The organism is Pseudomonas sp. 3-2 (assembly GCF_019710535.1).
GTDB classification, from domain to species: domain Bacteria; phylum Pseudomonadota; class Gammaproteobacteria; order Pseudomonadales; family Pseudomonadaceae; genus Aquipseudomonas; species Aquipseudomonas pharyngis.
Window position 1 is genome coordinate 2,753,479 of sequence record NZ_CP081200.1, and the last position, 11,522, is coordinate 2,765,000.

10 protein-coding genes (1 of these 10 running past the window's edge) are annotated in these 11,522 nt (G+C 60.7%); 2 read left to right on the forward strand and 8 right to left on the reverse strand.

The annotated features are described in order from the left end of the window. Positions 1 to 38: 38 nt before the first annotated feature. Complete coding sequence (locus tag K3819_RS12450; RefSeq protein WP_085613090.1) at positions 39 to 809, reverse strand: helix-turn-helix transcriptional regulator; 771 nt, start codon at positions 807 to 809, stop codon at positions 39 to 41. Between the two features lie 256 nt (positions 810 to 1,065). Between K3819_RS12450 and K3819_RS12455 the strand changes: the two genes are divergently transcribed. Then, positions 1,066 to 1,281, forward strand: coding sequence for a hypothetical protein (locus tag K3819_RS12455; RefSeq protein ID WP_064595557.1), 216 nt, complete (start codon positions 1,066 to 1,068; stop codon positions 1,279 to 1,281). A gap of 27 nt (positions 1,282 to 1,308) precedes the next feature. On the opposite strand, the gene K3819_RS12460 is transcribed toward K3819_RS12455, so the two are convergent. The 7 genes from K3819_RS12460 to K3819_RS12490 all read right to left on the reverse strand — a co-directional run bounded on the left by K3819_RS12460 (position 1,309) and on the right by K3819_RS12490 (position 10,556). Beyond that, a complete protein-coding gene (locus K3819_RS12460) occupies positions 1,309 to 3,891 on the reverse strand; it encodes an EAL domain-containing protein (protein ID WP_221399417.1) in 2,583 nt (860 codons plus the stop codon). Positions 3,892 to 3,996: 105 nt separating this feature from the next. Next, on the reverse strand, positions 3,997 to 5,214 hold the full coding sequence (gene glcF / locus K3819_RS12465; protein WP_221399418.1) for a glycolate oxidase subunit GlcF: 1,218 nt from the start codon (positions 5,212 to 5,214) through the stop codon (positions 3,997 to 3,999). A 3-nt stretch (positions 5,215 to 5,217) separates the two neighbouring features. Continuing rightward, a complete protein-coding gene (gene glcE / locus K3819_RS12470) occupies positions 5,218 to 6,282 on the reverse strand; it encodes a glycolate oxidase subunit GlcE (RefSeq protein WP_085613093.1) in 1,065 nt (354 codons plus the stop codon). Then, positions 6,282 to 7,781, reverse strand: coding sequence for a glycolate oxidase subunit GlcD (gene glcD / locus K3819_RS12475; protein ID WP_221399419.1), 1,500 nt, complete (start codon positions 7,779 to 7,781; stop codon positions 6,282 to 6,284). The genes glcE and glcD overlap by 1 nt, the downstream gene beginning before the upstream one ends. Before the next feature lie 169 nt (positions 7,782 to 7,950). Further along, on the reverse strand, positions 7,951 to 8,790 hold the full coding sequence (gene yghU, locus K3819_RS12480) for a glutathione-dependent disulfide-bond oxidoreductase (RefSeq protein ID WP_221399420.1): 840 nt from the start codon (positions 8,788 to 8,790) through the stop codon (positions 7,951 to 7,953). Between the two features lie 192 nt (positions 8,791 to 8,982). After that, on the reverse strand, positions 8,983 to 9,459 hold the full coding sequence (locus tag K3819_RS12485) for a hemerythrin domain-containing protein (protein ID WP_039770748.1): 477 nt from the start codon (positions 9,457 to 9,459) through the stop codon (positions 8,983 to 8,985). 254 nt (positions 9,460 to 9,713) lie between these two features. Next, complete coding sequence (locus K3819_RS12490) at positions 9,714 to 10,556, reverse strand: AraC family transcriptional regulator (RefSeq protein ID WP_221399421.1); 843 nt, start codon at positions 10,554 to 10,556, stop codon at positions 9,714 to 9,716. 94 nt (positions 10,557 to 10,650) lie between these two features. Between K3819_RS12490 and K3819_RS12495 the strand changes: the two genes are divergently transcribed. Next, positions 10,651 to 11,522 carry the 5' portion of a threonine dehydratase gene (locus K3819_RS12495; protein WP_221399422.1) on the forward strand. Its footprint extends 85 nt past the window's final position, so only the first 872 of its 957 coding nucleotides appear in the window; it begins with the start codon at positions 10,651 to 10,653; its stop codon lies beyond the right edge, outside the window.

Genomic DNA, 11,522 nt, shown 5'->3' on the forward strand with positions numbered 1-11,522 from the left:
CTGGCAGGACAGCGGTTTTTTTACAGGCGCGTGATCGATCAGGCCGCGTTGGACGGGTCGCAGGCGGCCGGGCAGTCCTCAGGCGAATACATCCAGCGCATCAGCGAATGGCGGCCGCTGATCCCCAGTTTGATGGCGGCGCGCTTGAGGTAGCTCTCGACGGTATTGACCTTCAGTTGCAACTGCTCGGCCAGTTCAGGCGCGGTGCGCCCGGCCAGCAGACCGACGCACACTTCCAGTTCACGGTTGGACAGGCTCAGGCCCAGTTGCTGCACGCGCTCGCAAAAACGCAGGCGCAGGGTCTCCAGGCCTTGAAGCGAGGCTTCGGTCGCTGCGGCTTGCACTTCGGGATCCGCACTCGCCGGTTGCAGCGCGTGGATGTGCTTTTCCACCATCGGCAGCAACACCGGGGAGATGTCCTGCAACAGACTGCGCTCTCGCGCGGAGAAGCGCTTCGACGGGCCGCAGCGGTACACGGAAATCACATAACGGTAACCGTCCTTGCGCCGGGTCAGGTGCAACTGCGAAGCATCGGTGACCGTGGAGGGTTCGGGGGCGGGCACGTCACTGTTGCCGGGATCGGTGCTCAGTTCGGAATACACCGTCTCGGCCGTCAGTGCCGCCTCTTTGGGGCATTCCGGCTCGGTGCGCGGTTGCGTACGTGCGACCGGCTCCACGCGCATCTGCCGGATATGCGTGGCGTCCACGGCCAGTTGGGTGAGGATCAGGTCGTGCAGCATTCGCGGAAAATGCCGGCTGCCGGTGCTGGCGATGACTTTGCCGATGTGAGGGAACAGGTGTGAGTTCATGTGTTTCATCCATGAGTAGCAATGGGGGAATTGCGCTTTCCCGAGTCTCCGGCGGATGTCCTTGGCCGGCGACCACAAATCGGGAAATTTGGATCCTATCCTAGTACAACGTTTGAGCGACCGTTTAATGAAGGGGTTATTAGCTCATAACCAACATTCAGTGGCCGCCACCCGGTCGGCTTCCATTCGTCGAATGCGTAGAACGACGCAGAAGCAGCACGGCTCTACCGGGTGTCATCTTAGCGAGACATTCGAAATGTACGATCAGCGCAAGAAAGAGTCACTGTCGGCATGGCGCAAGCTGGCGACACAATCGCAAGAGCCGTTCGATCCGCAGGACCAATATGACGACTTGCTCAAGGGGGCCGACGACATGCTGGAACAGGGGCTCATCAGCAACGCCGAATGGCGTCAGTTGGTGCGCGATGCGGGCAACGTGTTTACCCGCAACGAGGCGGGGGCAAGCGGATGAAGCGCAAACCAGGTGCCGGCCGACGAGTCAAAGACGCCCCGTGGCCTGCAAGAGACGCGCGAACGCCGTCTTGTCGATGGGCCGGCTCATGAAATATCCCTGCACTTCGTTGCATTGATCCTTGCCGAGAATGGCCAGTTGCTCTTCGGTCTCGACGCCTTCGGCCGTGACGTTCAGGCCCATGGCCTTGCCCAGCCCGATGATGGCTTGCACCACCGCACGATCATTGCTGCCGGTGCTGATGGACGCGATGAAGCGCTTGTCGATCTTGATGCCATCGAACGGATAGGCACGCAAGTAGCCCAGCGAGGAGTAGCCGGTGCCGAAATCATCCATGTTCAACCGCACGCCCAGTTCTTTGAGTGCGTTCATGGTCGTCAGCGCACCGTCGGTGTCGTTGAGCATGACGTTTTCGGTGATCTCCAGTTCCAGGCGACTGGCTGGAAAACGGGTTTCGACCAGCACTTCGCGCACGTCCTGGACGACGTCGCTCAGTGCAAACTGGGCAGGGGAGAGGTTCACCGACAAGAGGATTTCTTCAGGCCATGTCAGGGCGGTCTGGCAGGCTTCGCGCAGTACCCAGCGACCGAGGGGGACGATCAGGTCCGTCTGCTCCGCCAAGGGAATGAACAGATCGGGACCGAGCAGCCCTTTCGTCGGATGCTGCCAGCGCACCAGGGCTTCAACCGAAACGATTTCCTTGCCGTCCACCTTGTAACGCGGCTGATAGTGCAGCACCAGCTCGTTGTCTTTCAGCGCCTTGCGCAAGTCGTCTTCCAGTTGCCGGCGCGTCTGGATCTGGTCGCTCATGTGCGCTTCGAAATAGCACCAGGTGTTCTTGCCTTCCGACTTGGCCTGGTAGAGCGCGATGTCGGCGCAGCGAATCAGCTCTGCGGCTTCGAAGCCGTGGCGCCGGCTCAGGGTGATACCGATGCTGGCACCGATGTGCAACGGATGATGCTCGAACATCACCGGCTCATGCAGACTGCCGATCAGGCGTGTGCAGAACCTGTCGATTTCCTGATGCGAGTCCATGCCATTGAGTACGACGACGAACTCGTCGCCTCCGAGCCGCGCAACAATGTCGTGATCCCGTGTGCATTCGCGCAGGCGTCTGGCGACTTCCTGCAGGACCGCATCACCGGCAGGATGGCCCAGTGAGTCATTGATCGGCTTGAAGTTGTCCAGATCGATCATCAGCAATGACAGGGGCGCGGCATGCTCCTTGAGTTGCAGGGCTTCTTCCAGGTAGCGCGCCAGCTTGTTGCGGTTGGGCAACCCCGTCAGCGCGTCGTGCATGGACAGGTGCTGGATCTGTGCATGGGCGGCGACTTCATCGGTGATGTCGCTGGCGGTGCCGCGATAACCGACGATGCAATGGTTTTCGACGATCGGCCGGGCGGACAGCCGGCAATAGCGTTGTTGCCCTGTTTCATCGCGATAGGTACAGCGCAGGTCACTGGCGTTGACCTCTTCGTTCAGTTTCTTGAGCCACAGCTCCAGCGGCGTGGTATCGCAAAACAGTAACTGCATGATGTCCTGTCCCAGCCACTGCTCACGTGGATAGCCGGTCACGGTACTGAAGCGCGCCGAGAGATACGTGAGAGACAGATGCCGGTCGATTTCCCAGATCCAGTCGGAGGCCGCTTCAGCCACGGCGCGAAAACGCTCCTCGCTGGCCTCGAGGGCCTGATTGGCCGCTTGCATTGCCTGGTGTGAGGTCTGCATTGCTTCCAGGCTGTTGTCCACGTACTTCGACGAACGCAAGGCATGCCGGAAAAAGTAACCGGTCAACAGCATGAGGATGAGCAAAATGCTGCCAAGCGTGGGCAGCAATGACCACAACAACCGTTGCCCCGGCCGCTCCAGGTCAGCGACCAGGCTGTAACCGGTACTGTCCAGCGGCACTCTGGGCTGGCCTGCTTCGATGGTTTCGTCCAGGGCAAGGGTCAGGTTGTTCAGGCCGAAGCCGCTGCCGATCTTTCGCAGTTTGGCTGGCGTCAGCTTGTCGACGAATACCAGCACAGAGGTGTTACGGGGTTCTTCGGTGGGGCGCTCGTCATTGGGAATGATGGCCGCCGCCGTCACCAGCGCCGGCCAGTCTTCAAACAACGAATAGGTATTGACCGGCCTGGTGAGGTCGCTTTGCAGTTGTACCTGGTCGACCAGCGCAGTGGCGGACGCCTGGAGAAAACTGGAGATATTTGCTTCGATCAACTGGCCGCGCACCACCGCATATTTGGTCTGTTCCCGGTTCAGGACAAATACGCCGTCATAGCCATCGCTGGTGAACAGGGTTTTGCCCAGGTTCTGTTCAACGTAGGCCCAGTCTGTGTCGACCTGACCGCTCAGATGCTCATAGGCCGTCGTCCAGTAGGCGTAACTGGTGATGTAGTTTTTTGATGCGAGGATGCGGTTTTCCAGTGCTCGGGTCGTATAGAACAGGTTGTCGTTCACATCGTCATCATCGAGCCGCGCCGCAATACTTAACAGGGCACCGACTGCCGTGATGACTCCGGCAACGAACAGCGCGCCTACGGCAAACGCCAGACGCCGGGTGGCGGTACGTTGCGGCGAGGGGAGCGGGGCCGCATGAGTTGAATAGTCCATTCGCTCATCCTTGATCCGTTATTACGGCATCTAGAACACGTGGATCGACGCAATGTTCAGTCTTGTCTGCGCCACCGCTTGAAGGTTAGCAGGCACCTCGGACTTTCATCGGCAATGCGCGTCCACCAGTTCGATCCAGTGCCTGACGGGCGTGCGGCCGGCGCCGTCGAGGTGTATCTGGCAGCCGATGTTGGCGGTGGCGATGATCTCGGGATGACCACTCTCCAGCGCAGCGAGTTTGTTGTCGCGCAGTGACCTGGCCAGCGCCGGTTGGGTGATCGAGTAAGTACCCGCCGAGCCGCAGCACAGATGAGCGTCGGGGACGGCAGTCAGGTCGAAGCCCAGTCGTGTCAGCACCGACTCCACCGCACCGCCGAGTTTCTGTGCGTGTTGCAAGGTGCAGGGACAATGGAAAGCCACACGTTGATTGGCGTGGATGCCGAAGGATTCGAGCGGCTCTTCGCGCAGCACCTCAACCAGATCTTTTGCCAGCGCGCTGACGGCTTTGGCCTTTTCGGCATAAGTTGGATCGGCGCGAAGCAAATGCCCGTAATCCTTGATGAACGCACCGCAACCGCTGGCGGTCTGCACGATCACCTCGGCACCCTGTTCGATGGCCGGCCACCACGCATCAATGTTGTGGCGGGCGCGCTCAAGGCCGGTGATCTGGGCGTCGAGGTGATAGTCCACCGCGCCGCAACAGCCAGCCTCGCGAGCAGGAATCACGCTGATGCCCAGACGATCCAGTACCCGCGCCGCTGCGGCATTGGTATTGGGTGACAAACCTGGCTGCACGCAACCCTCGAGCATCAGCACGTGCCGCGCATGACGGATGGCGGGTCGTGGAGCAGGCAGCGCCACGTTGCGTGGCAGTTTGTCTTGCAGGGTATGGGGCAATAGCGCCCGAAACATCTGGCCGGCGTTGATCAGCCCTTTGAACAACCGTGGATCGGGCACGACGCGTCGAAGTCCTTCACGCAACAGACGCTGCCCGAGCGGCCGCGGGACGGCGGCGTCCACCACCGCCCGGCCGATGTCGAGCAGGTTGTGATAGTCCACGCCGGAAGGGCAGGTGGTTTCACAGTTGCGACACGACAGGCAACGATCCAGATGCTGCTGGGTTTTTGCCGTGACTTCGTTGCCTTCGAGCACTTGCTTGATCAAGTAGATGCGTCCGCGCGGGCCGTCCAGTTCATCGCCGAGCAATTGATAAGTCGGGCAGGTCGCATTGCAGAATCCGCAATGAACGCAAGTGCGCAGGATGCTTTCGGCCTCTTCGGCGCGGGGCAGTTGCCGGGCTTGCGGGCTAAGGGTGGTCTGCATGGCTCAAAGCTCCGCGTACAGACGCCCGGGATTGAAAATGCCCCGGGGGTCGAGTTGTCGTTTGAGTTGGCGGTGATAGTGCAGCAGGGCGGGCGCCAGTGGCTGGAACGGCTCGTCGATCAGGCCGTGGCTGTAACAGGTTGCATGCCCGCCGACTTCGTCGACCACTTTGCGAATGACCGCAGCTTCGGCCGTCGATTTGAGCCAGCGTTGCGCGCCGCCCCAGTCGAGCCACTGCTGGCCGGGCAGGTTCAGCGGCGGCGTGTTCAGCGGCACGGACAGGCGCCAGAGCGGTTGGTCTTCGTCGAAGAAGCCCAGGCGTTGTTCGTTGAGATCGGCCCAGAACGAACTGTTGAGCGGCTCGCCGCCAAGACGATCATGGGCGGTCGCCACCGAACCTTCGCCACCCTCAAGACGCAAATGCAGTTGCCGGCCATCGTGACACGCGGCGCTGATCGGCAACGGTTGCTGGCCCCATTCGGCCAGACGCAGCAACGCCTGTTCGCTGGGCATTTCCAGACTGAGGCTCAGGCACGCTCGCGGTTTGGGCAGCACCTTGAGCGAGACTTCGGTGATCACCCCAAGCGATCCGTAACTGCCGGCCATCAGGCGCGACAGGTCATAACCGGCGACGTTTTTCATGACTTCGCCACCGAAGCGCAGGTGTTTGCCATGACCGGTGATGATTCGCGTGCCCAGCACGAAATCGCGCACCGATCCCGACCAGGGCCGACGCGGCCCGGACAGGCCACTGGCGACCATGCCGCCGACCGTGGCATCGTCGGCGAAGGCCGGTGGTTCGCACGCCAGCATCTGTTGCGAAGCGTCCAGCACGGCCAGCAGTTCCACTAGTGGAGTGCCGCAGCGTGCGGTGATCACCAGTTCGGTCGGGTCGTAGCTGACGATGCCGCGATGGGCGCGAGTGTCGAGAATCTCGCCACCGACGATGCGCCCGAGAAACGCCTTGCTGTTGGCGCCCTGGATGCGCAGCGGGGTAGCGTTTTCCAGTGCCCGATTGACCTGTTCGAGCAGCGCGGCGCTGTCATCGAAATCCATCGCGTCGCCCATCAGAACCGCTCCAGTTCGGGGAAGGGCAGTTGCCCGTGGTGTACGTGCAGGGCGCCGAATTCGGCGCAGCGGTGCAGGGTCGGAATGTTTTTGCCGGGGTTGAGCAGGCCGCCGGGATCGAACGCGGCTTTGACGGCGTGGAACAGGGTCAGCTCATCGCTGTTGAACTGCGCGCACATCTGGTTGATTTTTTCCCGGCCCACGCCGTGTTCACCGGTGATGCTGCCGCCGACCTTGACGCACAGTTCGAGGATCTTGCCGCCCAGCGTTTCAGCGCGCTCCAGCTCGCCGGACTGGTTGGCGTCGAACAGAATCAGTGGATGCATGTTGCCGTCGCCGGCATGGAATACGTTGGCGACTCGCAGGCCGTATTCGGCTGAAAGCTGTGCAATCGCATGCAATACGCCAGGCAACTCGCGGCGCGGGATGGTGCCATCCATGCAGTAATAGTCTGGCGATAATCGGCCCACGGCGGGGAAGGCGTTTTTGCGTCCGGCCCAGAATCGCACGCGTTCGGCTTCGTCCCGGGCCTGACGCAGTTCGGTGGCGCCGGCGTGCTCGAGCACTTGCCGGACCCGCGCGCAGTCATCGTGAACATCGGCTTCAACGCCATCGAGTTCGCAGAGCAGAATCGCCTCGGCATCCACCGGATAACCGGCGTGGATGAAGTCTTCGGCGGCGCGGATTGCCAGATTGTCCATCATCTCCAGGCCACCGGGAATGATGCCGGCCGCGATGATATCCGCCACGGCGCGGCCAGCCTTTTCCACGGAGTCGAACGCCGCCAGCAGCACTTTGGCCGTCTGCGGTTTGGGCAAGAGTTTGACCGTGACTTCGGTGATGACCCCGAGCAGGCCTTCGGAACCGGTGAACAGCGCCAACAGGTCGAAACCGGGGGAATCCAGTGCGTCCGAACCCAGCGTCAGGCGTTCGCCATCGACGGTGAGGATCTCGACCTTGAGCAGGTTGTGCACGGTCAAGCCGTACTTGAGGCAATGCACACCACCGGCATTTTCCGCCACGTTGCCGCCGATCGAGCAGGCGATTTGCGAGGAAGGATCAGGTGCGTAATACAGCCCGAACGGCGCGGCGGCCTGGGAAATCGCCAGGTTGCGCACGCCGGGTTGAACCCGCGCAGTGCGGGCCTTTGGGTCGATCTGCAGGATGTTGTTGAAGCGCGCCATCACCAGCAGCACGCCTTTTTCCAGCGGCAATGCACCGCCGGACAAACCGGTCCCCGCGCCCCGGGCCACCACCGGCACCCGTCGTTCATGGCAGATCTGCAACACGCCCTGAACTTCATCGATGTGCCGTGGCAGTACCACCAGCAGCGGCGTGGTGCGGTAGGCCGAGAGGCCATCGCACTCGTACGGTTTCAGTTCCTCGCGCTGATGCAGCACGTCCAGGTCTGGCCATTGGTGCTGCAGGGCTTGCAGAAGCGCGGCTTGGTCGACGTCGGGCAAGGCGCCGTCGACCTGTTCGTCGTAGAGAATGTTCATGCGGGTGGACGACCCTCCGTTGTTGTTCGAGGTCGGGTGTCGCACTTTCATCGCTGGGCCGCTGACACCTGGAAATAAAGCGTAGCGGTCCGTGGGGCGGTGGGAGCGATTTATCAGACACAACGCCTGATGCCGGAGGCTACAGGCGCTGTATCGGATAAGGCCAATGTCAATCCAGATCGCTCGCCTGATGTCGCTCCGGAACCTGGCTCGCTTCATCGCCCCACGTCCGGTTGACACGCTGGCCGCGAATCACCGCAGGTCGTTCGGCAATCTCTTGCGCCCAGCGCTGCACGTGGGTGTATTCATGGGCGCTAAGAAACTCGGCGGCGGAGTACACATTGTCGCGCACCAGTTGCCCGTACCACGGCCAGACCGCGATGTCGGCGATGGTGTAGTCGTTGCCGGCAAGGTAAGGGCTTTTGCTCAGGCGGCGATCGAGTACATCCAGCTGACGCTTGGCTTCCATGGTGAATCGATTGATCGGGTACTCGAGTTTTTCCGGCGCGTACGCATAGAAATGCCCGAAGCCACCGCCCAGATACGGCGCAGCACCCATTTGCCAGAACAGCCAGTTCAGGGTTTCGGTGCGACCCGCCGGATCGGAGGGCAGGAAGGCGCCGAATTTCTCCGCCAGATACAACAGGATCGAGCCGGATTCGAACACGCGAATGCCCGGCTCCACGCTGCGGTCCAATAAAGCCGGAATTTTCGAGTTGGGGTTGATCTCGACAAATCCGCTGGAGAACTGGTCTCCTTCGTTGATGCGGATCAGCCAGGCATCGTATTCAGCGTCGGTGCAGCCGAGCGCCAGTAATTCTTCGAGCAGAATGGTCACCTTTACGCCATTGGGCGTGGCCAGCGAGTAGAGCTGCAGCGGGTGCTTGCCGATCGGCAGCGTTTTTTCATGCGTCGGCCCGGCAATCGGGCGATTGATATTGGCGAATTGGCCGCCGGAAGGCGCGCTGTGTTTCCAGACCTTGGGTGGCACGTAAGACGTATTGCTCATGAAACGGACCTCATCGGTTAATGGCCGGAATGTTGTGAGCCCGAATGGGAACCGCGGGCTCATGACGAACAGCACACCACACAACGGCGTTTGAATGCCACCGGCGGGCGGATGAAAATTCGCGGGAATCGAGCGTGATATCAACCCAAAGAAAAGCCCGGCAGATGCCGGGCTTTCTGGGTTTCGGGAGCATCACGCCGCCACGTTGCCGGCCATCATTTCCTTTTTGTAGCTGGCTTTCATCGCTTCCATTTGTTCGCCCAGTTCATCGAGCTTCGCTTTACCGAGGAGTTTTTTTGCCTGCGGAAACATCTCGGTTTCTTCCTCTTCGATGTGATGCTCCAGAAGCTCCTTGACCACTTTGACCCGACCAGCGAACTCGGGCGTCCCCGGATCAGTCAGTTTGAGGTCTGGCAGCACCAGCGAATCCACTGTGCGGTGCTCTTCCTTGGCTTCGAAGTACATGATGTCCTGTTCCTTGGTGCCGGCTTCCTTGAAGGCCGGATAAAGGATTTCCTCTTCGAGTCGGGTGTGGATCGAGATCTCCATTTCCAGTTTGCCCAGTAGCTCGACACGTTTTTTCAGGGCCCGGTCCGTCGATTCGCTGAGTTGGCTCAGGATCCCTTTGACTTTCTCGTGGTCGGCTTTCAGAAGGTCGATCGCGTTCATGTTGGTTGCCTCTGCTATTCAGGGTTAGAACACAGTCCGATGTCTCTCGGCGCCGTGGATTCCCGAAGAACAACGCATTTGCCATGCCAGTCGCGCGTCTCGGCCAAAGGCGTCTGGATCAGGGGTTGTGCGATAGCAGGGCTGAGGGGGTTCGTGCAGCCTGCATGAACGACGTGCAATCGGCATTGCAGAACACGACCCGAAGGGTTGCTGGGACGGCTTTCCGGATCAGAAGACAGAAGGCACGAAAGCGATCACGACGCATGTTGTTTGCCGGCGCTGGCGCTGTGGCAAGTACTTTTGCGCAATTGTGCCGGACTCACGCCAAGTCGTTGTTTGAAGGCGCTTGCCAGGTGCGCCTGGGAATTGAATCCACAGGCCAGGGCGACCTGCGACAAGGCCGTTTTCCCGTCGCATATCATCGCCCGAGCCCTGGCCAGGCGCCGGTCGATCAAATAGCTATGGGGGCTTTTGCCCGTGGCTTGTTTGAAGGCGCGAGTGAAATAGCCTTCGGACAATTCGAGCAGGTGTGCCATCGACAGTACATCGAGCGGGCCATTGAGACCTGCGTCAATGAACTCATCCAGCCTTCGCATTCGGCTGTCGGTGATCGAGCCGCGGTGCACTGGCACGTCCTGAACTGCGGCGCGCTCAGCCAGCGCAAGCGCCCAGGTTTCCCAGTCATCGTCCCATTTGGGCTGCAACAGCGCGCTGCGCATTCGCTGGGCGAGGAGAATGGCCTGCGGGTCGATGCGGTTGTTGAATGGCCGATCTCCGGCCAACGCACCCCCTTTGGTGCGGATGACCCGCAGGTATTCACCGCCCACGGGGGACTCGGACAACACATCACAGCCGACCGGGACAAACGCCAGGCCATTGGGCATCGCGTCGAAGGGACGTACCCGGTCAGTACCGATGGCATGCAGGCCGCGTTGGCTGTCGAAGGCAAAGCCAATCGCTGACTGGGTCGCCACGTAGCGTGCCGAGTAGGCTGCGCCGGGCAGCAATTCGATCGTCCACGAACCTGCCTCGATGCGACGGACCGGTTCTGCAATGGTTGGAGTGTTCTGACGGTTTCGATGACTCATGAGCGTCATAGTAGTGAAGGGATGGCATAAAAGTCAGGTTCGTTTTTTGAAAGCCGACGCGACGCCTGCGTGCCTAGACTGGGGCAAAGCCAAGGAGACGCTCATGCATACAATCACGCGCGATGACCTCGAACACGCTGCCCGCCAGGTTTACCAGGTGATGCCAGCTACCGCCCAGTATCGCTGGCCTCTGCTGGCCGAGCGATTGGGATGCACCGTTTGGGTCAAGCACGAAAACCACACGCCGACCGGTGCCTTCAAGGTGCGCGGTGGCATTACCTTCATGAACTGGCTGCGCCGTGAGCACCCGAGCGTCAAAGGCATCGTTTCTGCGACGCGTGGCAATCATGGCCAAAGTCTTGCGCTGGCAGCCAGTGCCGTGGGGCTGAGGGCACTGATCGTTGTGCCAAAGGGCAACTCAATGGAAAAGAACAACGCCATGCGCGGGTTCGGCGGTGAGGTGGTCGAGTACGGGCGTGATTTCGATGAGGCTCGTGAGGAGGCGGCTCGTCTGGCGCAGGAACATGAACTGTACCTGGTGCCGCCATTTCATGCCGAACTGGTCAAGGGCGTTGCGACGTATGCGCTTGAGCTGTTCAGTGCAGCGCCAGAGCTGGACACCGTCTATGTGCCAATCGGCTGTGGTTCGGGAATCTGTGGTGTGATTGCTGCCCGGGACGTGTTGGGCCTGAATACCGAGATAGTAGGGGTGGTGTCGACGGAAGCAATGGCCGCCAAACTGTCTTTCGAAGCGAAAACGATCTGTGAAACCGCGTCGGCCAACACCTTTGCCGACGGCCTTGCTGTGCGCAGACCTATTGCGGAGGCGTTCGACATCTATAGGAAGGGTGCGGCGCGGATTGTCTCGGTGAGCGAAGATGAAATCGCCGAGGCCATGCGCGTGTATTACACCGATACCCATAACCTTTCTGAAGGGGCGGGCGCGTCCGCGTTGGCGGCCTTGATGCAGGAGCA